Below are 22,138 nucleotides of genomic sequence, written 5' to 3' on the forward strand. Positions count from 1 at the left end.
GCGGGCAACGTCCGACTTTGGCCGACACGAGAATTGCTATGCCCGTGTTATGGTTTTCGGCGATGCCAATGTCCTCCCACGTGCCCTCCGAATTGCCTCCTCCGTTGGGGCGAGATACAGCCCTTTTCCTAGACTTCGACGGCACGCTGGTCGCACTTGCGCCCACTCCCGAGGCTGTCGAAGTGCCTCCCGCGTTGGTGGCACTGCTAGAGAACCTGCGCGACCAGCTCGGCGGCGCGCTGGCGGTGGTGTCGGGCCGCCAGATCGATGCGATCGACCGTTTCCTGGCGCCGCTGCGGCTGCCTGCAGCGGGCGAACACGGCGTGCAGCGGCGCGACTCCAAGGGCCACATGCAGGAGCAGCACGCCCCCGACCTGGTGCCCATTCTCGAGATTGCCAATGAACTGGCGCGCGTGCACGAAGGCCTGCTGGTCGAACGCAAGCACGCGGCCATCGCCCTGCACTACCGGCTCGCGCCGCAGCTGGAGGCCGTGTGCCGCGACGCGATGACGCGCGCCATTGCGGGCCGGCCGCAGCTCGAACTGATGCACGGCAAGTTCGTGTTCGAGGTCAAGCCGGCGGGCATCAACAAGGGCATTGCCATCGAAGCGTTCATGAATGAGCCGCCGTTTGCCGGCCGCAAACCCGTCTTTGCCGGTGACGACACCACCGACGAAAGCGGCTTTGCGGTGGTGCAGCCGCGCGGCGGCATCGGCATCAAGGTGGGCTCGGGGCCCAGCCTGGCGCTGCACCGGCTCGAATCGTCACGCGCGGTTTATGAATGGCTGGTGCAGTTGCGCGATCAACTGGCCGCATCGGAACACAAGAAAGACGATTCCCCGAGGAGCGCCGGATGAGCGAGCTGCAATTGTCCAAGGCACCCGAAGACCGCGCGGGCATTTCCCTTTCCGGCGCTGCCGGGCCCGACGACCGGGCGCCGGTCGATCCGCGCGCCGCGGCATCGGCGGTGCCGCGCGGCTTTGGCCCGCCTGCGGATCCTTCGCTCAACGTTGGCGTGATTGGAAATTGCGCCTACAGCGCGCTCATCGACGCACGGGGGCGCGCCGTGTGGTGCTGCCTGCCGCGCTTCGATGGCGACCCGGTATTCAACGCCCTGTTGCACCCGGGTGAGGACGCAGGCGCCTGGGCCATCGAGATCGAAGACTTCGCTTCCAGCAAGCAGTGGTACGAACCCAATACCGCGGTGCTGCGCACACAGCTGTTCGACAGCGCCGGCCAGGGCATCGAGATCACCGACTTTGCGCCGCGCTTCTACAGCCGCTCGCGCTACTTTCGGCCCCTGATGATGGTGCGCCGCGTGCGTCCGATTGCCGGTGCGCCGCGCATCCGCGTTGCGCTCGATCCGCGCTTCCAGTGGGGAGCATCGGCGCCAGTGGAAGTCACGCGCGGCAGCAACCACCTTCGCTATGTGGGCCCGGACGTTACGCTGCGGCTCAACACCGACGCATCGATTTCGCACATTCTTTCGCGCCAGCCCTTCGTGATCTCGCGCGAATACAACTTCATGTTCGGCGTGGATGAAACGCTGCTCGACGGCATTGCCGATACGGCGCGCAGCTTCGAGCAGGAAACCATTGCCTACTGGCGCACCTGGAGCAAGCGCCTGGCCATTCCGTTCGAATACCAGGACGCGGTGATCCGCGCGGCCATCACGCTCAAGCTATCGCTCTACGAAGACACCGGCGCCATCGTGGCCGCCATGACCACGAGCATTCCGGAGGCGCCGGGCAGCCAGCGCAACTGGGACTACCGCTACTGCTGGCTGCGCGACGCCTTCTTCGTGGTGCGCGCGCTCAACTCGCTGAGCGAAGTCGGCACCATGGAAGACTACCTGCGCTGGCTCGGCAACGTGGTGATCGGCTCGCACGGCGAGCACATCCAGCCGCTCTACGGCATCGGGCTGGAACGCGAACTGCCCGAGTCGATGGTCGAGAACCTTCCCGGCTATCGCGGCATGGGCCCGGTGCGCGTCGGCAACCAGGCGCAAGAGCACTTTCAGCACGACGTCTACGGCAACATCGTGCTGGGCGCCGCGCAGGCGTTTCATGACCACCGGCTGCTCGCACGCGCGGGCGTGGCCGAGTTTCCGCACCTCGAGGCGGTGGGCGAGCAGGCGATCCGGGTCTACGGCACGCCGGACGCCGGCATGTGGGAGCTGCGCACCCGCGCCCGCGTGCACACCAGCTCGGCACTGATGAGCTGGGCCGCCTGCGACCGGCTGGCCAAGATTGCGCGCGCACTCGAACTGCCCGACCGCGCCGCCTACTGGCACGGCCATGCCGCGCGCATGAAGGAAGAAATACTGGCCAAGTCGTGGTGCGAGGAGCGCCAGGCCTTTGCCGAGAGTTTCGGCGGCCACGAACTGGACGCCAGCATCCTGCTGATGGTGGAGGTCGGGCTGATCGACGCGCGCGACCCGCGCTTCATCTCGACCGTCGACGCGATGGAAAAGTCGCTCTGCGACGGCCCCTACATGCGCCGCTACGAGGCGGCCGACGACTTCGGCAAGCCGGAGACTGCTTTCAACATCTGCACCTTCTGGCGCATCGATGCGCTCGCCAAGATCGGCCGCAAGGCCGAAGCCCGCCAGATTTTCGAGACCATGCTGGCGGCGCGCAACCCGCTCGGCCTGCTCTCCGAAGACACGCATCCGGTCACGGGCGAGATGTGGGGCAATTTTCCGCAGACGTATTCGATGGTCGGCATCATCAACGCAGCGGTGCGGCTGTCGGCGCCTTGGGATTCGTGCATATGAGTCGTCTGGTTGTTGTTTCGAATCGCGTGGCGGACCCACGCAAGCCCGCGGCGGGCGGCTTGGCGGTTGCACTCGGCGAAAGCCTGCAGCAAAGCGGCGGCCTCTGGTTCGGCTGGAGCGGCCAGATCGTGGAGGGCGGCCCCACGGGCGAAGGCGAACTGCACATGCAGCATGCCGGCAAGGTCACCCTGGCCACCATCGACCTGAGCCGCGAAGACCACGACAGCTACTACCTGGGCTACAGCAACGACGTGCTGTGGCCGGTGTTCCACAACCGGCTGGACCTGGCTCACTTCGAAGCCGGCTTCATCGGCGGCTACCGGCGCGTGAACCAGCTGTTCGCGCGCAAGCTGATGCCGATGCTCAAGCCCGACGACATCATCTGGATCCACGACTACCACCTGATGCCGCTCGCGGCCGAGTTGCGCGCCATGGGCTGCAAGCAGCGCATCGGCTTCTTCCTGCATATTCCGCTGCCGCCGCAGATCATCATTGCGGCCGTTCCGCAGCACGAGTGGCTCATGCGCTCGCTGTTCTCGTACGACCTGATCGGCTTCCAGGCGCAGCAGGACGTGCAGCATTTCGAGCACTACGTGCGCAACGAGGCGCATGGCGAATACCTGGGCAACGACATGTACCGGGCCTACGGGCAAACGGTGCGCTGCAGCGCGTTTCCGATCGGCATCGACGTCGACGAGTTCGCGGCGCTCACGCATGCCAAGGAGTCGCGCGACATGTTCGAGACCATGAAACGCGAGTATTCGCAGCGCCGCCTTCTGCTGGGCATCGACCGGCTGGACTATTCCAAGGGCATTCCGCAACGCGTGCGCGCTTTCCGCGAGCTGCTTGCCAACTATCCCGAGAACCGCCGCAGCGCCACGCTGATCCAGATCGCTTCGCCCACGCGCGAAACGGTCGATGCGTATGGCGACATCCGCCGCGAACTCGAGTCGCTGTGCGGCGCCATCAACGGCGACTACGGCGAGCTCGACTGGATGCCCGTACGCTACATCCACCGCATGGTGGCCCGCAAGCGCGTGCCGGGGCTCTGCCGCGCGGCGGCGGTGGGGCTGGTAACACCACTGCGCGACGGCATGAACCTGGTCGCCAAGGAATACATTGCGGCGCAAGACCCGGCCGACCCCGGCGTGCTGGTGCTCTCGCGCTTTGCCGGTGCGGCCGAGCAGCTGAAGGAAGCGCTGCTGGTGAACCCCTACGACACGCACGGCACCGCCGAGACCGTGCAGCAGGCGCTTCAGATGCCGCTCGAGGAGCGGCGCGAGCGGCACCAGAAGCTGCTGTCGCGCATTCGCGAGCAGGACATCCACTGGTGGCGGCGCAGCTTTCTCGACGCGTTGCGCGAGGCCGCGAGCCAGCGGTAGAAAGAGAACGGCTGGCTAGGTTCCGGTGAGGAGCCTCACCAGCCGCATCACCGGCCGCGTTTCCACAGGCCGGGAGGCCGGCGCATCAGCCACCTGTTGCGGAGCGTGCACGCGCAGCCGCACCGGCGTGAGCGCCGACAGTTCGATCCACCCGCCGCGCTCCAGTCGATGCACGTCGCCATCGTTCAGCACCGTCTTCACCGTAAACACCGTGTCGCCGAACCACGAGGGCGGCGAGACGAGCTGTGCGCAGCCCTCCAGCATTTCGAGCCAGCTGGCAGGGTCGAGCGAGGTGCGCAAGGCCTGCCCCGGGTGCAGCGTGACGGTATCGGGCAGTCGGTCGAGGGTGAGGGGGGACATGGCGTGGCTTCCGGAGTTGGTGGGGTCATCGTAGGAATTAACCCGCCCGGAAAACAGGCACACGCCAAGGCGATTCGCACCGGAACAGCGGTTGCCGCCGCGCATCTGTTATGGTCGTTTTCCTTCGCATCTGCATCTGTTTTCAGATGCCCGATAGGGGGAGCATCAACGCCATGGATTCGCTACCGCTCTACCGCCAGTTCGCAGCACACTACGTGGACGCCATCCACACCGGCTCGCTCAAGCAGGGGGACAAGCTGCCTTCGCTGCGCAGCCTCATGCGCCTGCACGGCATCAGCCTTTCGACCGCGCTGCAGCTGTGCCGCACGATGGAGAGCGACGGATGGGTCGAGGCGCGCGATCGCTCGGGCTACTTCGTGCGCCGGCCCAAGCGGCTGGCCATTGCGCCCATGGAGGAGCCCGCGGCCGGCGTGCCGCCCGATCCGGCGCAGTACGTGGGCATTCACGCCAAGGTTTCCGACTTCGTCGCGCGCCGCCGGCAGATTCCCGAAAAGCTCAATCTCTCGATTGCGCGCGGCGCCCCCGAGCTGTACCCCGCCGAGGCGCTGCGCAATGCAATGACGCGCATGCTGCGCCAGCAACCGGAGCTGCTGACGGTGGCGGCGCAGCTGAAGGGGCAGCGCCAGTTCCGTGAAGTGCTCGCCCAGCGCAGCCTGCGCGTGGGCATGGCGATCTCGCCAGAAGACATCCTGGTGACCAACGGCTGCATCGAGGCGCTGAACCTCGCATTGCGTGCGGTAGCGCAGCCGGGCGACACGGTGGCAGTGGAGTCACCCACCTTCTATGGCCTGCTGCAGGTGCTCGAGAGCCTGGGCATGCGCGCGCTCGAAATCCCGACCAGCCCGCAAACCGGCATTTCAATCGAGGCGCTGGAGCTCGCAATCAGCACCTACGACAACATCAAGGCGGTGGTGGTGGTGCCGCACCTGCAGAACCCGCTGGGCAGCGTGATGCCCGATGCCCACAAGGCACGGCTTGCGCAGCTGTGCGAGCGGCACGCCATTCCGCTGATCGAAGACGACACCTACAGCGAACTCGTCGACGCCCCGACGCCGCCGCGCGCGCTCAAGTCCTGGGACACCAGCGGCAACGTGATCCATTGCGCCTCGCTGCACAAGATCCTGGCGCCCGGCCTTCGGCTGGGCTGGATCACGGCGGGGCGCTGGCAGGCGCGGGTCGAAATGCTCAAGTTTGCGCAAACGCGCAACAACGAGGGGCTTTCGCAAAGCGCGGCCGGCCTGTTCATGGGGACCGGCGCCTACGACCGCCACCTGCGGCACCTGCGCACTTGCCTGAAGGCGCAGCGCGAGCAGACCGCCGATGCAATTGCCAGCTACTTTCCCGCGGGCACCCGCATCAACCTGCCGCCCGGCGGGCTGCAGCTGTGGGTCGAGCTGCCGGAGCGCCTTTCGTCATCGCGGGTTTTCGACGCGGCGCTGGCCGAACGGATCGTGGTGGCGCCCGGCACGCTGTTCTCGAACTCGTCGCGGTTCGACCACTATTTGCGCATCAATTGCGGCTGGCCCTATGGCGAAGCGGTCGATGCCGGGCTGCGCCGCCTGGGGCAGATCATCGAAACGCTGGGCCGCGGCGCCAGTGCGGCGCCGGTACAACCGGCGCCCCGGTTATCGCCAACTCGCGCGTGGCCGGCCGAGGCACGCCGGCCTCAGTCGAGCAGTGCCAGCGCAGCGTAATCGCCAACCTTCTCGCCAAGCCCCGCGGGCACCAGCATCACGCCGCGCGTGAGCGGCGGCAGCTTGCCGTCGACCTGTGCCTGCAGGCGCGGCAGCAGAAAGTCGCGGTGATGCCAGAACACGCTGCCGCCCAGGCTGATGCGCTGCAGATCGAGCGTGGCCACCAGGTTGTAGAGCATGCGGCCGATGACTCGGCACAGCGCATCGACGATGCCGATGGCATGCGGCTCGCCCGCGGAAGCGGCAGCGAACAGGTCGGGCGCAGGCTGCCCGAAACGGCGCGCAATGGAGTTGCCCGCCACCAGCGCCTCCACGTCGCCAAGATTGCCGCAGCCGCAAAGCGCGCCGCTTGCGTCGTCGACCACGAAGCTGTGGCCCGCATGGCCGGCGTTGCCGTTCTTGCCACGCAGGGGGCGGCCGTCGACGCACAGGCCCACGCCCACGCCGGTGCTCCAGGTGACGTAGGCGCAATGGTCCAGGCCCTGCAGCGCGCCCCAGTGGCGCTCGGCCTCCAGAGCGGCCACGGCGTCGTTCTCGACCCGCACGCTGCCGAAGCGCCGGGCGAGCGGCGCCTCGATGAGCGCGGTCATCCAGTTGTTGGGCAAGCCGCGCGCCGGGCCGGCAATGCCGCCGCAGATATTGGGCGTGGCCAGTTCCACCATGCCCTCGCGCAACTCGAAAGGCCCCGCCGATGACACGCCAACGCGGTCGATGGCGGCGGGGGCGATGCCCTGCTCGACGCAAATCTCTTCGATCATCCGGATGATCTGCACGGCCACGGCATCGTTGTCGCCGGTCTTGGCCGTCGGTTCGCTGCGGCGGCCGATCAGCGGCGCGTCGCTCGATGCGGAAAGGCTCACGGCCACCTTCGTGCCGCCGATGTCTACGCAGGCTCTCATCGCGTGGTTCTTCTCTTTCTTTTCGGTTTCTGGTTCATCGATGGCGCTAGATGAAGCGCGCCACCAGCGCCGCGATCATGCTGAGCACCAGCGTGCTGGAGATGGGCAACTGCCACTCGCGGCCGAAAGCGCGGAACTCGAAGTCGCCTGGCAACCGCCCGAAGCCGAACCGGCGCAGCCAGGCCGTGAGGCCGCTCATGAGCACCAGGGCAAGGACGACGACGATCAGCCAGCGGATCATGCAGGCAGTCTAGGCCGCAAGGGCGGCCATGGCTTGTCGGTGAAGTTCGGGCGTTGCGGCCGCGATGACCCTGCCGTCGGACTCCAGCCCGAGCGGCCGGCCCTTCCAGTCGGTGATGACGCCGCCCGCCGCCTCGATCACGCCCGCGGGGCCCAGGTAGTCGTAGGGCTGCAGCCCGGTTTCCACGACCAGGTCTATCGTGCCGCCCGCCAGTTGGGCATAGCCGTAGCAGTCGCCACCAAAACGCCGCATTGCACATTGGCGGCTGAGCCGGTCGAAGGCCTGCCAGTCGGCGGGTGCAAAGATGTCGGGCGAGGTGGTGACGATGCGCGCCTTGGCCACCTCGGTGCAGCCGCTCGCGTGCACGGGTTGGCCGTCGCGCGTGGCGCCCTTGCCGGCCCGGCCGATCCAGCGCTCTTTGAGCACCGGCATGTCGATCATGCCGAGCGCCACGCGGCCGCCTTGCAGCACGCCGATCAGCGTGCCCCAGAGCGGCGAACCGGTAATGAAGCTGCGCGTGCCGTCGATCGGATCGAGCACCCAGACGCGCTCTGCGTCGAGCCGCTCAAGGCCGTGCTCTTCGCCATAGATACCGTCCGCCGGCGCACGGGTGCCGAGAATCTCGCGCATGGCCGTTTCGGCGGCGCGGTCTGCAAGCGTGACGGGGCTTTCGTCCGCCTTGGTGATGATGTCGAGCGGCGTGCGGAAATAGCGCATCGACTGCGCGGCGGCCGCATCGGCCAGCGCATCGGCAATCGACAGGAGATCGGGGGGCGGAGAGCTCATGAGGGAAGTGACGGGGAAGTGACGCGTGCCAAAACTGCGATTAGACCCGAGCCGAGCCGGGTTTGACACGCCAGGGGTCGGCGCTCTAGCATGGTCCGCAACCACCCGCCTTGACCACCGGACCACTGAATGGCCCCAATTCGATTCTTGCGCGCCGCACTGCTGGCGCTTCTGCTCGGCTCATTGGCCGTGCTGGCCCAGGCCGCCCCTTCCGCGTCGGAGCAGAAGCTCATCGACACGCTGATCCAGCGCGTCTCGCAGATGAAGACCGTCACCTTCATGCGCAACGGCAAGGAGCACGATGCCGACGACGCCGCCAAGCACATGCAGGCCAAGTTCGATCACTTCAAAGACGAGATCGCCACGGCGGAAGACTTCATCGACCGATGCGCCTCCCGCTCAGAAATGACGGGCAAGGCCTACCAGGTCAAGATGCCGAATGGCTCGCTGAAGGACGCCAAGGAGTTCCTGAATGCCGAGCTGCGCACGCTGCGCAAGGGCAGCGCGAAGCCCGGCGCCGGCTGAATCGTCCGATCAGCGCTGCTGGCCCCAGCGCCGCACCGTCAGGCGCTCCAGCGTCTTGAAGCCCAGGCTTTCCACCAACAGGCCGATCAGCACCACCATCGCCAGGCCGGCGAACACGCGGTCGGTGTAGAGCTCGTTGCGGTTCTGAAAGATGTACCAGCCAAGGCCGCCCTTGCCCGACGAGGCGCCGAACACCAGCTCGGCCGCGATCAGCGTGCGCCAGGCAAAGGCCCAGCCGATCTTCAGCCCCGACAGGATCGACGGCAGCGCGGCCGGCACCAGGATCTGCAGCACGTATCGCAAGCCCTTGAGCCCGTAGTTGCGCCCCGCCATCCGCAGTGTTTCGGGCACGCCCTGGAAGCCCGCATAGGTGTTGAGCGCCAGCGGCCACAGCACCGAATGGATCAGCACGAACACCAGGCTGCCGCGCCCCAGGCCAAACCACAGCAAGGCGAGCGGCAGCAGCGCAATGGCGGGCAGCGGATTGAACATCGAAGTCAGCGTGTCCAGCAGGTCGCGCCCGATCTGCGTCGACACCGCGAGCGTGGTGAGCGCGAAGGCCAGCAGCACGCCAGCCAGGTAGCCCTGCAGCAGCACCGCCAGCGAGATGCGCACCTTCTCTATGAGTTCGCCGCTCGCCAGCCCCTCGGCCAACGCGAGGGCCGTGGCGCTGAAGGTAGGCAGCAGCAGGTCGTTGTCCTGCCATCGGGCCGCAAGCTCCCAGAGCACCGCGATGACGATCAGGATCAGGCCCTTGCGAAAGCCGGCCTGGGCCCAGATGCGCGTCGGCAGCGGCAGGGTCCGCTCGACCGGCACCTCGGTGAAGGGCTCGAGCGTGCGCTCGTACTCGGGGCGGATGGGCGGAACGAGTGCGCTCATGCTGCAGCCTCTTCGTGCTCTTGCCCTTGCTCATGCTCTTCTTCGAACAGCATGTCGTGAATGCGCTGCGCCGTGCCCTGGAACTCGGCCCCGCCCAGGCTGGCCAGCGAGAAGCCGTGGCTGTTCAATTCGGCACGCATGCGGCCCGGGTGCGGCGACAGCAGTGCCACGCGGTTGCCAACCACCAGCGCCTCCTCGATGGAATGCGTGACGAAAAGCAGCGTGAAGCGCACCTCGTCCCACAGCTCGAGCAGCTCCTGCTGCATCTTGCGGCGCGTGAGTGCATCCAGCGCGGCAAAAGGCTCGTCCATCAACAGCACGCGCGGCTGCATCGCCAGCGCACGCGCAATGGCCACACGCTGCTTCATGCCGCCCGACAGCTGGTGCGGATGCACGTCGGCGAACTTGGCAAGGCCCACCTTGTCGAGGTAATGCAGCGCGCGTTCGGCCGCTTCCTTCTTGCCGAGGGTGCGCGAGGCGAGCAGCGGGAACATCACGTTCTGCTGAACGGTCTTCCACGGTGGCAGCTGGTCGAACTCCTGGAATACGACGATACGGTCGGGGCCCGGCTGCGCCACGCGCCGGCCGTCGAGGCGGATTTCGCCTTCGACGGGCTGGATGAACCCGCCGACGGCCTTCAGCAGAGTGGACTTGCCGCAACCCGAGGGGCCGAGCAGCACGAAACGGTCGGCGGCGTGCACGTCGAAGCTCACGCGGTGGGTGGCGCGCACCATGCGCTCGGGCGTGCGGTATTCGAGGCTGACGCCGTCGACCTGAAGGAGCGGCGCGATGTCTTGCCTCTCGTCTTCCTCCCTCCCCTCCCGGGGGAGGGCTGGGGTGGGGGCAAGCAGCGTTGGCGTCGCAATCGCTCTGCCCGCCCCCATCCCCGCCTTCCCCCAAAGGGGAAAGGAGTCAAAGCCGGATCGCGCCTTCGCCGTGCTCATTCAATTCCCCGAAGCGTTCTGTGCATCGTCGAAGAAATAGTCCTTCACCGAAGCCGGCTTGTTCTTGATCGCGCCCACGCGGTGCATGAACTCCGCCAGCGCATAGGTGTTCTGCGGCGTGGTCTTGAACTGCACCTCGGGGTTCTTGATGATCTTCAGCAGCAGCTCGCGGTCGATCTTCGCGTTGCCCACCTTCAGGTAGATGTCCGCCGCTTTCTCCGGATTGGCCGTGACGAACTTCGCCGCCTCGTCGAGCGCGTCGACAAACGCCTTGTAGGTCTTCGGGTTCTCGCTACGGAATTTTTCGGTGGCATAAAGCACCGTGGCCGAGGCCGGCCCGCCAAGCACCTGGTACGAGTTGAGCACGATGTGCGCGTTCGGATTGCCCGCGAGCTCCTGGTCCTGGAACGGCGGGTTGCCGAAGTGCGCCGTGATCTCGGTGCCGCCCTTGATGATGGCCGCCGCAGCATCGGGATGCGGCACCGCCACGCTGATCTTGTCGAGCCGGTTGAACTCCTTGTCGCCCCAGAGCTTGGCCGATGCGAACTGCAGCACCCGCGACTGCACCGAGACGCCCACCGCCGGCAGGGCGATGCGGTCCTTGTCGGTGAAGTCTGCAATGGTCTTCACGTTCGGGTTGTTGCTCACCAGGTAGTACGGAAAGTTGCCCAGCGATGCCACGCCCTTCACGTTCTGCTTGCCCTTGGTGCGGTCCCACAGCGTGAGCAGCGGGCCCACGCCGGCACTCGCGATCTCGATGTTGCCCGAGAGCAGCGCGTCATTCACCGCCGAGCCGCCCGAAAGCTTGATCCACTCCACCTTGGCATCGACACCGGCCGCCTTGGCGTGCTTCTCGATGAGCTTCTGTTCCTGCGCGACATTGAGCAGCAGGTAGACGATGCCGAATTGCTCGGCGATGCGGATCTGGCCCTCGGCATGCGCGGCAAGACTGCCTGCGAGGAGGCCGAAGCCGGTGACGAGCGCGGCGGCCTTGCGTGTGAATCGGTTCATTGAAATGAGTCCAGGAGAAGATCAGAAAGGCGTGTCGCCGACGATGGTGGTGCGGTTGAGGCGCCGTCGCAGATGGTCGGGCGTGCCCGCCGCAAGGTGCATCAGCGAGCGGTTGTCCCAGAACACCAGATCGTGCGGCGCCCATTGGTGGCGATACACGAACTCGGGCTTCACGCTGTGCGCGAACAACTCGGCCAGCAGTGCGTCGCTTTCTTCCTGCGGGAGGCCGACGATGCGTGTCGTGAAATGCTCGCTGACGAACAGCGCTTTGCGGCCCGTTTCCGGGTGCGTGCGCACCACCGGCTGCACCGCGGGGGCGACCTGGTCGATCTGCGCCTGCGAGAGCTTGGGGCGCCACGGGTTCTTGGCGCGCAACTCTTCGTACTTGGCGAGATAGCTGTGCTCGGCCTTGAGCGGCAGGATGCGCTGCTGCAGCTCGGGGTCGAGCGCTTCCCAAGCGAGATGCTGATCGGCAAAGAGCGTGTCGCCACCTTCGCTCGGCAGCTCTTGCGCATGCAGCAGGGAGCCTAGGCTCGGCTGGGGCTTGTACGAGATGTCCGAGTGCCAGTAGACGCCCGCATCGCCCAGGCCGATGGGTTCGCCGTTTTCCTTGATGTTGGAAACGATCAGGATCTCGGGGTGGTTCTTCAGGTGGAACTGGTGCAGCACGTGGATTTCGAGTGGGCCGAAGCGACGGCTGAAATCGATGTGCTCTTGCGGGGTGATCCGCTGGCGGCGGAAGACCAGCACGTGGTGGTCGAGGTGCGCTTGGTGGATGCGCTTGAAGTCTTCAGCGCTGATGGGCTTGGAGATGTCGAGGCCGATGATTTCGGCGCCTACGGGGGCGTTGAAGGGGCGGACTTCGAAGTGCTGCCGGGTGGGATCGGGCTTGGAGCTCATCCCGCCAATGTAGGTTTGGGGGATGCTTTCTCAAACGAACTCTTTGTTGGTAGCTTATTTTTGAGTTGAGTTTGTTTGCCTCCCATCGATGGTGATCCGATGGCGGCGGCGCAAGTGGTTGTACATGCCGGCTGCAACGAGGGGTTTGGCCCGGACCACCAAGGTCGTGCGGCGACCCTACTGATGACGGTATACAAACCCGGGCTTCGCGCTGTGCGCGAACAGTTCGGCCACCAACAGGCTACTCGTGCTGCGGCAAGCGAACGATCACGGTGTGAAATGCTCGCTAACGAACAGCGCTTTGCGGTCTGGCCTTGTACGCACTTTCCCAAGCGAGGTGCTGGTCGGCAAAGATTTCCAGCTTACGACTTAGCCCGTCGGATTCGCTATCCGGCGGCACATCCGCTACCTAATGATGCGTCGGGGAATGTCCGCCCGTGGCCATCCAGCCCGGATTGCCTTATGCACAAAAACCTTCTAACTTGAGCTCAAGGAATAGCTTCTCAGTTTTTTATTCGAATTAAAATAAAGCGACAGGGATTTTCTCTTGGCACCGGATGCAGTATTGATGTCATCGAGTTTTGACAAATAAGGGATGCCCGCCAAACCGGCAATAGCATTTTTCTGACTATTTCTCCCTCCTCCGTAATTCCAATACGCAGATCCGTCGTTGGAGTCTTTTACATAGTCGGGGTTGCCGAACAATCTCTTGACGTCATCGGTCGTAGTCACTCCAGTTTTCAAAGACTGGCTCAGCGATTGAGTTGTCGCATTTTCTATGGACGAGTTCCCTCCCACCGTACCGCAGGCCGTCAACAGAACAAAAGAAAACCCGAGTCCACACATGATCATTCTTTTCACAAAGTCTCCCGATAAGTATTGCAATTGGGACGCGCTTGCATAAGAGCTTAGTTTTTAAAGGGCAGCACATCAAGTGCCAAGAGTCATCACTTGGCACGAGAAATTTACAAATTTCAGAAATCTTTTAAATTGTGGCGACATGCGTGATGGAAATCACGCGTGCAATAAATGGCCCGCTTTTGTCGATTTCAAAGGTGCCATTTCCACGACAGGGCGTAGCGCCGGCAGGCGAGTCACGTTCTTTCGCCAAAGAGAGTGACGAAAGAAAGGCGACCCCTACTGTCTGCGTCCCCTGCGCTTCGCTACGGGCAACCTGCGGTGCTCGACTCCGGCGGGGGTCCGCAGAACTCGCTTCGCTCAAACAGCTGCGGCGGCTTGGTGGCCGAGCGAAGCAAAGGCCCGTTCGGTTTCCAAGCCCCTCTGTATGCGCCGAGGAGCGCAGATGGAGGCGGGATCAGGGCCGCAGCTGTTTGAGCGAAGCGAGTTCAGATGGAGGCGGGATCAGGGCTCGCAGCTGTCTGAGCGAAGCGAGTTCTGCGAGACCCCGCGAAACCCGAGCACCGCAGGTCGCAGACAGTGGGGTCGCCTTTTCTTTGCTTACTTTCTTTTGGCGAAGCAAAAGAAAGTGAGTCGCCCGCCGGGGCGATACCCGGCCTCGGAAAGCAAGCCCCCGTCAGCGTCCATACGGGAGCCAGCCAATGACCGAAACACCTAAGACAAACAAGCCGGCAGAAGACGACCGCACCCAGGTCATGTCACGACCCGCCCAGCAAACAGACACCTCAGTCACGGTAATCACCGCCAGCCCCACAAGCCTGTCCAACATCCCCGTCACAAGCCCAGCCACAGAAGCCAACGAAGCCGGACTCCTCCCCGTAGGCAGCCGCCTCGCAGAATTCGAAATCACCCGGGTCGTAGGCCAGGGCGGCTTCGGCGTGGTCTACGAGGCCTGGGACCACGCCCTGGAACGCGTTGTCGCCATCAAGGAATACCTGCCGACCTCCCTGTCGACAAGGCAGCAGGACGGAACAGTCGTCCCCCTGTCGGAGCGCCACAGGGAAACCTTCGACCTCGGCATGCGCAGCTTCATCAACGAAGCCCGCCTGCTCGCGCAGTTCGACCATCCCTCGCTGCTGAAGGTCTACCGTTTCTGGCAGGAGCGCGGCACCACCTACATGGTCATGCCGTTCTACCGCGGCGACACGCTGCGCCAGTCGCTGGGTTCCATTCCGGCGGGCGTGGACGAGGCTTGGCTCATCCGCATCATGGACGGCGTGACGCAGGCGCTGGGTGTGATGCACGGCGCCAACTGCTACCACCGAGACATCGCGCCCGACAACATCATCCTGCTCGAAGGCTCGGGCCGGCCGGTGGTGCTCGACTTCGGTGCCGCGCGCCGCGTGATCACCGACAAGACGCAGGCGATCACCGTCATCCTCAAGCCCGGCTACGCACCCATCGAGCAGTACGCCGAAATGCCCGACATGTCGCAGGGCGCGTGGACCGATGTCTATGCGCTTGCGGCAGTGATGCACGTGGCCGTTTGCGGGCGCGCGCCGCCGCCTTCGGTGGCGCGGCTCTTGTCCGACAGCTATGTGCCGCTTGCGGGCAACGAAATCCTTCGCCAGCGCTACAGCTTGCGGCTGTTGCAGGCCATCGATGCAGGCCTGGGCGTGCGGCCCGAAGCGCGGCCGCAGTCGATGGCCGAGTTTCGAGCGGCGCTCGACCTGGAGGTGGGCCACAGCATTGCGCCGGTGCCGCGTACCAACCCGCCTGTGACTCCCGGCTCACGCAAGGCCGGCAGCAACGCCGACGCACCGACGGTCATCGGCCGCGGCAAGCCGCCCGTGCAGGGCACGGACGAAAGCAGCGCCGGCAAGAAAAGCAAGGCCGTGCCCGCCATCGCGTCGTTGGCAGTGGCTGCCATCGTGGCCGGCGGCGGTTGGTGGTGGTACCAGGGGCGCACGCCGGGTGTGGAGGGCGACGGCAGCGGCAGCAAGCAGGCCATCGTGGCGCCACCCCCGCCGCCCGAAACCCGCGTGACCGCGACACCGCCCCCACCGCCGCCGCCTCCTCCTCCTCCGGCACCGCGCACGCCGCTCGACTCGCTGCAGTCGCTCGCCGCAGGTGCGGCCCCGGGCTTCGATGTGGCGGCGGTGCCGAAGAAGCCAGAGGTTGCGATCGGCAAGGACAGGCTCGCCTTCGAGGTGCGCAGCAAACGCGATGGTTTTGTCTACGTGTTCCTGCTGTCCAGCGGCGGAGAGATGTTCTTGCTGTTTCCGAACCTGCTCGACAAGCACAACAAGATCGCCGCCGGAAGCCCGCTTTCGCTGCCGCGCGCTTCGTGGCCCATGGATGCCGGCGGCCCGGCCGGCACCAACCAGTTCGCGGTGCTCGTGAGCGAGCGCGAGCGCGACTTCAGCGCATCGGGCATCCAGAACGACGGCGTGTTTCCGCAGTTCCCGTTGCCCGTGCTGGCTGCGCTCGAAGCCACGCGCGGCACGGGGCCGTCGCCTTTGCTGGGCAAGCCGGTGTGTACGCCCAACACCCCATGCAACGACGTCTACGGCGTCGCGAATTTCAAAATCGTCGAGAAGTAATCGTCTGTAGAGCGTTGGCCCCGAGGGGCCGTCTTTCCGGACAAGGAGGCTTTCATGAACACCCGGTCGCCGATTTTCTTTTTTCCCGCCCTTCGCTGGGTTGCCGTTGCCACGGCTGTATTCGCAGCAGGTTGCGTCAATACACCACCTGCATCGTCCACCGATGCGAACGCGGGCCCGGCGGGTTCAGCTCCAACGGCAAGCGGAGCGCCAGGGGCGACGGCAACGCGCCCAGCCCCTGTCGGCGCGAGCGTGGCCGGCCAGGCGCGCACCTTCTCCACGCAACTGGCCACCTACACCTCGGTCAGCTTCGATGCCGTGCCCGGCTGGGCCCGAGACGATTTCTCCGACAGTTGGCCCGCGTTTCTGGGAAGCTGCAAGGTGCTCACCGGCCGCGGCGCCGAGTGGAAGGACGTGTGTGCGCGCGCCCTCAGGGTCGACAGCAAGAGCAGCACGGCCATTCGCGCGTTCTTCGAGCAGGAGTTCTCGGCCTACCAGATCCGCGACGACGACCGCAAGCCCGACGGCGTGGTCACCGGCTACTTCGAGCCCGAGATCCCGGGCAGCCGCCAATACGCGGCGCCCTTCATCTACCCGGTGTACGGCCAGCCCGAAGACATGCTGTTTGCCGATGCGCGCAAGCTGCCGGCCGGCAACGGCACGGTGGCGGCGCGGGTCGAAGGGCGCAACGTGGTGGTGCAGACCGGGCTCAGCACGCGCGACATGGGCGCGCCGGGCCTCTTTGCGCTCGACCTCTCGGCCATTACGCGCGACACGCTCGACCGCAAGGTGCGCCTGCGCATCGAGGGCAAGCAGCTGCTGCCGTACTACACGCGCGAAGAAATCGAGACCAAGGGCGCACCCAACGCCAAGGTGCTCGCCTTCGTGAGCAGCGCCACCGCGCTCTACGAAATGCAGATCCAGGGCTCGGGCCGCATCAAGCTGGCCAACGGCGACATCATTCGCGTGGCCTATGCAGAGCAGAACGGCCAGCCCTTCCGCCCCACGCTGGCACAGGCGCCCAACGGCAAGCCCCGCAGCCCGGTGAAGGTGCGCGGCTCGTCCATCGAGCTGGACCTGGACGACGGCGATGACGACGAAGACGCCGGCGGCACATCGACCAACACCATTCGCACGCGCGGCTTCACGTTGGCGCGGCCCACCGCCAGCGGCGCGGTCGTGGTGCCGGGGCGGCGCACGGCCGGGCCGGTCGTCGGCTCGGGCATCAAGGACCCGAGCTACGTGTTCTTCAAGGAATCGGCGTCGCCCGCGGGTGGGCCTGTGGGGGCCTTCGGCGTGCCGTTGTCGGCCGGCCGTTCGATTGCCGTAGACCCGCGCAGCACGCCGCTCGGCTACCCCGTGTTCGTTTCCACCCGCGCGCCCGGCACCGGTGCGCCGATGCAGCGTCTGACCATTGCGCAGGACACCGGCGGTGCGATCCGCGGCGCGGTGCGGGCCGACTATTTCTTCGGCAACGGCCAGCAGGCCGCGACCAACGCGCGCCGCATGAAGGAGCGCGGCCAGCTCTGGATCTTGCTGCCGCGCGGCCTGGCCGTGGCGTCGGCGGCGGTGTCTTCGGCGATCCGCACGCGCGGCGGTCCGGCAGGCGCAGGCTTGCCGCAATGCCTGGTGCCGACCGAAGGCGTGTGCGTGGACGACTAGCCCGGCTGCCTTCCGAATCCTTGCCGCCTCATGCAAGAAACGCTGTCGTCCGCGGAAAGCGTTGAACTCGTCCGCCTCTGGCGGCGCCGGCAGACGCTGTCTTCGAACGACATGGGCACCATGTACCGCATCGTGGGCGATGCGCTCGTGGCCTGCAATCCGCCGGAACTCCAGGTGCTCGGCGAAGGCCGGCAGGAGCTGGTGGCGCAGTTCATCTACGTGAAGGTGCTGCGGCTCGATGCCGACCCCGACGAGGCCGACGAGCGCGCGAGCCACAGCGCACCCTCCAGCGCGTTTGCGCTGTGCGCCTATTTCAGGCGCTACCTGATCGACTGCACGCGCGCGAGCTCGTTCCGCCGCAAGCTTTCCATCGGCGACCAGGTGACCGAGGCGCAGCTTGAAGACGCGATCGGCGGCGGCGATGAGCACGAGGGCTGCCTTGCGGAGCACGGCCTGAGTGCCGCCGCGGTGCAGCTGGCCGCGCGCGCATTCATTGCTGAACTGCCCGAGCCCGAGCGCATCTTGCTGTGCGAAGGCTTCGGCAAGGAGGCCGAGGGCGGCCTCTCGGGCATTGCCTCGCGCCATGCCATTGCCTCGTACCACTACCGTGCGGGCCGGCTGGGCCTGGTGCACAAGCGCGAAGGGCTCACGGCCGACTACGCCAAGACCCGCCTGGGCGGCTGGATCCAGCAGACCCTGGGCATTGCCATAGAGCCCGACAACATGGCCGCGATCCTGCAGGTTTTCAAAATCCTCGGTGCTGAAGCGTCTTATGCCTGAAGACAGAGCCATTCAGGAACAGACCGCCATGAACACCGAACTCTGGCCCCCTCTCAGCGTGATCCGAAGTGCGTTCCAGGCCGGGGGCGCCACGCCTGCGGCCCCGGACGCCGCGGGCCACGAGTCCGTCGTGGCCATGCCGGGCACGGCACCCGGCAGCGGCGCCTCCGACGAACCGCCGCGCGCCGTGCTCGACCTGTTGCTGCCCCTGACCGAATTGGCCCGGCGCCGCGAGGCCGTGGCCCAGCGTGCCTTCACGGCGCGATGGGCGCCGGGCCGCCTTGTGAGCGTGGTGCACGAAGGGCGGCTGCTCGGCGTGCTGCTCGACCGCTGCATCCACGACGACCTGTGGCAAGGCTGGATGGCCGCGGGCGAGGCGGACTGGGCCAGCGCGCACGACGTGCTGCTGGAGCCCGACGACGAACCCTTCGAGCCCGCCTTCGGATTGATCCAGGCCTGGAACGTGCTCACGCTCGAACCCAGCCCGCAGCTTTGCGCGCGCGTGCTCGGCGAAGTCTCGGCCACGCGGCTCGCCGCGATCCGCGCAGTGCACGACGAGTGGAGCGCGCAGGCGCCGCTGGCCATTGCGCCGGAGCCCGGGCACATCGCATTGCGCACCGTGGGCGACGTGTTCTCGGTGCTCTGCGGAACGCCGCTGGGCGCCCAAGACCCGCGCGCCGACTACCAGGCGCTCTACCGCGACGCAGCATCGCAGCTGAGCAGCGCATCCGCCGCGGCGGGCGCGGCGCGCGCCATTCCGCAGCTGAAGCCCTCGGCCGGCCGGTGGGGCAGCATCAGCCGCTGGTTCACCGCCGATGGCTGGATGCGCCCCGCCTTCGCGGTGCTGGCGCTGGTGGTCGTGGTGGAGAACGTGAGCCTCTTCGGCCAGCGCACCGAAGAAGGCGACGATGTGCGGTTCCGCTCCGCACCGCCCGCCGCCGCCGTTGCACCTGCCGATCTGGTGGTGCGCTGGAAGCCCGAGGCGCGCGTCGAAGACACCACCCGACTGCTGCAATCGATCTCGGCCGAAGTGGTCGGCGGCCCAGGTGTCGACGGGCGCTGGCGTCTGCGCGTGGCCGACCCTGTGCAGGGCTTGGCCGCATTGGCGGCATCGCCCCTGGTTGCATCGGCCGGCCCGGCACCGGAGCGGCCATGACCATTGCGGCGCGCCTGATGCTGTTGCTGGTGTTGTTTGCCACGGGCGGCAACGCGGCGGCAGTGCAGCGCGCGCTGCTCGTGGGGGTGTCGGAACTGGTGAACCAGCCGCAGGTCCTGTGGCTGCAGGCGCCGCGCAACGATGTGATGCTGATGCGCCAGACCCTGATGAAGCAAGGCTTTGCGCCGGCCGACATCACGATGCTGGCCGACGGCGTGGCAGGCGCTGCGCTGCCCGAGGCGCAGCGCATCAACGAAGCCTTGGCCAGGCTGCTCGAACAGTCGCGCGCGGGCGACTTCGTGATGCTCTATTTTTCGGGCCACGGCACGCGGCTGCGCGACAGCACCAAGCGTTACCAGGAGCCGGACGGCCTGGCGGAAAACTTTCTGGCGCGCGACGCCCGCGGCACCGATTCATCCGGCGGCAGCTTGCCGGGCGGCTTGCGCGATGTCGACTTCGACCGCTGGATACGCGCTTTCCTGGGCAAGAACGTGTTCGTCTGGTCGGTGTTCGACACCTGCTCCGCCGCATCGATGACGCGCAGCGCCGCACAGCCGGTGGAAGACGTCGGCCCCGCGGACGACGAAGTGCGCTTTCGCGGCGTACGCGCCGGCCAGCTGGCCGCAAGCGGGCAGCCCGCGCTGGCACAGCCAGCGGCACCACCGCCGCCCGAGCCCGCCGGCGTGCCCCGTGCGCGCTATGTGGCTTTCTTCGCATCGGAGAGCCACCAGGTCACGCCCGAGCTGCGCCTGCCGCGCAAGGCGCGCAATGCGCGCAATGCGCAGCCCCAGGGCCTGCTCACCTGGGCCGTGGCCGAGGCCCTGCAACAGAAGCCCGCAACCTGGCGCGATCTTTTCAACGGCGTGCTCGACCTGTATCCGCCGGTGATCGAAGAGCTCGAATCGCGCTTTCCCGCGCGCGAGCTGCCGTCGCCAGTGGCCGAGGGCAACCTCGACCTGCCGATCTTCTCCAACGCCGCAGCGCCCCTGTCGACCCGACCGGTGTGGCGTGCCGAACGCGCGGGCGGCAGCCTCACGCTGAAGGTGGGCCTGCTCGATGGACTGGAGCCAGGGCAAGAGGTTCGCATCGTTGCCACGCTGGCTGACGGCCTCCAGCGCACGGCGCAGGGCAGGCTGGTGCAGGCCGACCTCGGCAGTGCGCGGCTGGCTGTTCCCGCCGCGCTGGGCGAGTTGGCGCAGGCCACCTCATGGAGCGTGACGCCGGTGGCGGAGCCGGCCTCTGCGGCGTTGCGGGTGCGCAGCGATTCCGCGCTGCCCGGCGGTATCAGCCTCGACTACCCCGCATCCATTCGCGCCGCGGCCGATGCGCAGGCCGATGTGCGCTGGGTCGATCTGGGCGCGGCGGGCGGGCGGCTCGAAGTGCTGTCTCCCGCGCTCGCAGCCGCTGCGCAAGCGGGTGCGGCGCCGGCCGGCGCCGTGGTGCGCGATGCGGCGGAGGCCCGTGTGCGGCTGCAGGCGCTGGCGCAACTCAAGTGGATGTCGCGCCTTGCCGAGCTGGCAAAGGAGGGGCGGCTCGACGGATTCGACGCGGTGCTCGAAGTGCGCGACGAGAGCCGCGTGCTGCGCAGCGCGGAGGTACGCGACACCGCAGGCGGCACCTTGGTGCTCAGGCAGGGTGAGCGCGCCGAGCTCATCGTGCGCAACGGCAGCGGCCACTCGATCGACCTTGTGGTGGTGGGCATCGATGCGCAGGGGATCTTGCGGGCCGTCTATCCCGAAGACCTTGGCGAGGCCAATCGCTTCGAGCGCGGCACGCGCGAGGCGCCTGCCTCCAAGCGCTTTGCGCTGCCCTGGCTCAAGCCCGGCCGTGCCGCCAGGCTGCTGGTGCTGGCCACGCCGGCGCAGGCCCGCAGCGCGCCCCGGCTGTTTGGCGCCGGCATGGCCGAAACCGCGACAAACGCCGGGGCAAACACCGCGGAGTTGCGCGTGCGCGGGCAGCTCACGCCCGAGCGCGACCGCCAGGTGTACGGCGCCATCCTGCGCTGGACGAACGCGGCCACGCCCTGACCTCATTCATTCGCACGCACACCCACTACCGAATCACATTACCGAGAAGGAGAAGCAAATGTCCATGACTTCCAACGGAGTCCCCGATCCCGACGACGCGCTGCGCATGCTCGACCTGGCGCTGGGAGCGGCAAGCGGCTGCGACCTCGTGATGATGATCGAGAACGCGGGCAGCCCCATCGAGGGCGAGCTGGCGCGCCAGTTCGAAGACGGCAAGCCGCGCATGGAAATTGCCGGCTACTTTTGCGGCGGTCACCAGCACACGCAGTCCGGCCGCGCCGCCGCGGCGCGCACCTTGTCCAACTTCATCGTGGTGCGCCGCACCGATGCGGCCACGGCCTCCATCGCGAGCATGTTGCGGGTCAATGCAGAAGCCGGCAAGGTGATCGTCGGCATCTACAAGTCGGGCGGCGACCTCAAGTCGACCGAGGCCCAGCCCATGCTGGAGTTCACCATGGAGAAGGTGCGCGTGACCAGCCACATGATGCTCACCAACAGCGTGCTGGGCGCACCCACCGAGATCATCAGCTTCGCGTTCAGGCGCTTCACCATCAGATCGGCGCCGCAAAAGAACACCGGCGCCCGCGGCGCGGTGCGCGAGTGCGTCTTCGAGTCCGCCGAGTGACCGCAACCA

The 22,138-nt window shown here is 66.6% G+C and carries 20 protein-coding genes; 11 read left to right on the plus strand and 9 right to left on the minus strand.

Features of this window, described 5'->3' with window-relative positions:
* Positions 1 to 62 precede the first annotated feature (62 nt).
* Genes otsB through otsA form a run of 3 tightly spaced genes read left to right on the plus strand, consistent with a single transcriptional unit; the run spans position 63 to position 4,158 of the window.
* Positions 63 to 857 carry a trehalose-phosphatase gene (otsB, locus tag QHG62_RS21120; RefSeq protein WP_432445551.1) on the plus strand — a complete coding sequence of 265 codons (795 nt, stop codon included), beginning with the start codon at positions 63 to 65 and terminating at the stop codon, positions 855 to 857.
* A complete protein-coding gene (locus tag QHG62_RS21125; RefSeq protein WP_281147621.1) occupies positions 854 to 2,776 on the plus strand; it encodes a glycoside hydrolase family 15 protein in 1,923 nt (640 codons plus the stop codon). Before otsB ends, QHG62_RS21125 begins: the two co-directional genes overlap by 4 nt.
* The gene (gene otsA / locus QHG62_RS21130) at positions 2,773 to 4,158 is read left to right on the plus strand and encodes an alpha,alpha-trehalose-phosphate synthase (UDP-forming) (protein ID WP_281147622.1); all 1,386 of its coding nucleotides are present in this window, start codon (positions 2,773 to 2,775) and stop codon (positions 4,156 to 4,158) included. Before QHG62_RS21125 ends, otsA begins: the two co-directional genes overlap by 4 nt.
* 15 nt (positions 4,159 to 4,173) lie before the next feature.
* Here the strand turns inward: otsA and QHG62_RS21135 are convergent, their stop codons facing one another.
* Complete coding sequence (locus QHG62_RS21135; protein WP_281147623.1) at positions 4,174 to 4,518, minus strand: hypothetical protein; 345 nt, start codon at positions 4,516 to 4,518, stop codon at positions 4,174 to 4,176.
* Positions 4,519 to 4,691: 173 nt separating this feature from the next.
* On the opposite strand from QHG62_RS21135, the gene QHG62_RS21140 reads away from it, so the two are divergent.
* Positions 4,692 to 6,233, plus strand: a complete 1,542-nt coding sequence (locus QHG62_RS21140) for a PLP-dependent aminotransferase family protein (RefSeq protein WP_281147624.1) — start codon at positions 4,692 to 4,694, stop codon at positions 6,231 to 6,233.
* Here the strand turns inward: QHG62_RS21140 and QHG62_RS21145 are convergent.
* From QHG62_RS21145 to hisN, 3 genes are read right to left on the minus strand one after another with little or no spacing between them, the layout of a single operon-like run.
* Positions 6,206 to 7,132 (minus strand): ROK family protein, encoded by a 927-nt coding sequence (locus tag QHG62_RS21145; protein ID WP_281147625.1) that lies wholly within the window; start codon positions 7,130 to 7,132, stop codon positions 6,206 to 6,208. The genes QHG62_RS21140 and QHG62_RS21145 overlap by 28 nt on opposite strands.
* 46 nt (positions 7,133 to 7,178) lie before the next feature.
* Entirely contained in the window at positions 7,179 to 7,373 is a 195-nt protein-coding gene (locus QHG62_RS21150) for a DUF2905 domain-containing protein (protein WP_281147626.1), read from the minus strand.
* A gap of 9 nt (positions 7,374 to 7,382) precedes the next feature.
* The gene (gene hisN / locus QHG62_RS21155; RefSeq protein ID WP_281147627.1) at positions 7,383 to 8,159 is read right to left on the minus strand and encodes a histidinol-phosphatase; all 777 of its coding nucleotides are present in this window, start codon (positions 8,157 to 8,159) and stop codon (positions 7,383 to 7,385) included.
* Between the two features lie 129 nt (positions 8,160 to 8,288).
* Here hisN and QHG62_RS21160 point away from each other — a divergent pair, with 129 nt between their 5' ends.
* Positions 8,289 to 8,684: a DUF5329 family protein gene (locus tag QHG62_RS21160; protein WP_281147628.1), complete on the plus strand. Its 396-nt coding sequence runs from the start codon at positions 8,289 to 8,291 to the stop codon at positions 8,682 to 8,684.
* Positions 8,685 to 8,693: 9 nt separating this feature from the next.
* Here the strand turns inward: QHG62_RS21160 and QHG62_RS21165 are convergent, their stop codons facing one another.
* The 5 genes from QHG62_RS21165 to QHG62_RS21185 form a co-directional block, all read right to left on the minus strand.
* Entirely contained in the window at positions 8,694 to 9,563 is an 870-nt protein-coding gene (locus QHG62_RS21165) for an ABC transporter permease (protein WP_281147629.1), read from the minus strand.
* Positions 9,560 to 10,447, minus strand: coding sequence for an ABC transporter ATP-binding protein (locus QHG62_RS21170; protein WP_281147630.1), 888 nt, complete (start codon positions 10,445 to 10,447; stop codon positions 9,560 to 9,562). The genes QHG62_RS21165 and QHG62_RS21170 overlap by 4 nt, the downstream gene beginning before the upstream one ends.
* A 60-nt stretch (positions 10,448 to 10,507) precedes the next feature.
* On the minus strand, positions 10,508 to 11,518 hold the full coding sequence (locus QHG62_RS21175; protein ID WP_258504088.1) for an ABC transporter substrate-binding protein: 1,011 nt from the start codon (positions 11,516 to 11,518) through the stop codon (positions 10,508 to 10,510).
* Between the two features lie 21 nt (positions 11,519 to 11,539).
* Positions 11,540 to 12,418 carry a TauD/TfdA dioxygenase family protein gene (locus tag QHG62_RS21180; RefSeq protein WP_281147631.1) on the minus strand — a complete coding sequence of 293 codons (879 nt, stop codon included), beginning with the start codon at positions 12,416 to 12,418 and terminating at the stop codon, positions 11,540 to 11,542.
* A 477-nt stretch (positions 12,419 to 12,895) separates the two neighbouring features.
* Positions 12,896 to 13,279 (minus strand): outer membrane protein assembly factor BamE, encoded by a 384-nt coding sequence (locus tag QHG62_RS21185; RefSeq protein ID WP_258504086.1) that lies wholly within the window; start codon positions 13,277 to 13,279, stop codon positions 12,896 to 12,898.
* A gap of 698 nt (positions 13,280 to 13,977) precedes the next feature.
* Between QHG62_RS21185 and QHG62_RS21190 the strand changes: the two genes are divergently transcribed.
* Genes QHG62_RS21190 through QHG62_RS21215 form a run of 6 tightly spaced genes read left to right on the plus strand, consistent with a single transcriptional unit; the run spans position 13,978 to position 22,129 of the window.
* Positions 13,978 to 15,879, plus strand: a complete 1,902-nt coding sequence (locus QHG62_RS21190; RefSeq protein WP_281147632.1) for a protein kinase domain-containing protein — start codon at positions 13,978 to 13,980, stop codon at positions 15,877 to 15,879.
* A 54-nt stretch (positions 15,880 to 15,933) separates the two neighbouring features.
* A complete protein-coding gene (mltA, locus tag QHG62_RS21195) occupies positions 15,934 to 17,541 on the plus strand; it encodes a murein transglycosylase A (RefSeq protein WP_281147633.1) in 1,608 nt (535 codons plus the stop codon).
* 30 nt (positions 17,542 to 17,571) lie between these two features.
* Positions 17,572 to 18,321, plus strand: coding sequence for a hypothetical protein (locus QHG62_RS21200; RefSeq protein ID WP_281147634.1), 750 nt, complete (start codon positions 17,572 to 17,574; stop codon positions 18,319 to 18,321).
* Positions 18,322 to 18,349: 28 nt separating this feature from the next.
* Positions 18,350 to 19,477 carry a hypothetical protein gene (locus QHG62_RS21205; protein ID WP_281147635.1) on the plus strand — a complete coding sequence of 376 codons (1,128 nt, stop codon included), beginning with the start codon at positions 18,350 to 18,352 and terminating at the stop codon, positions 19,475 to 19,477.
* Positions 19,474 to 21,504, plus strand: coding sequence for a caspase family protein (locus QHG62_RS21210; protein ID WP_281147636.1), 2,031 nt, complete (start codon positions 19,474 to 19,476; stop codon positions 21,502 to 21,504). Before QHG62_RS21205 ends, QHG62_RS21210 begins: the two co-directional genes overlap by 4 nt.
* 58 nt (positions 21,505 to 21,562) lie before the next feature.
* Positions 21,563 to 22,129, plus strand: coding sequence for a type VI secretion system tube protein Hcp (locus tag QHG62_RS21215; RefSeq protein ID WP_281147637.1), 567 nt, complete (start codon positions 21,563 to 21,565; stop codon positions 22,127 to 22,129).
* The last annotated feature ends 9 nt before the right edge of the window (positions 22,130 to 22,138 follow it).

It is taken from the genome of Variovorax paradoxus, assembly GCF_029919115.1.
GTDB classification, from domain to species: Bacteria; Pseudomonadota; Gammaproteobacteria; order Burkholderiales; family Burkholderiaceae_C; genus Variovorax; species Variovorax paradoxus_O.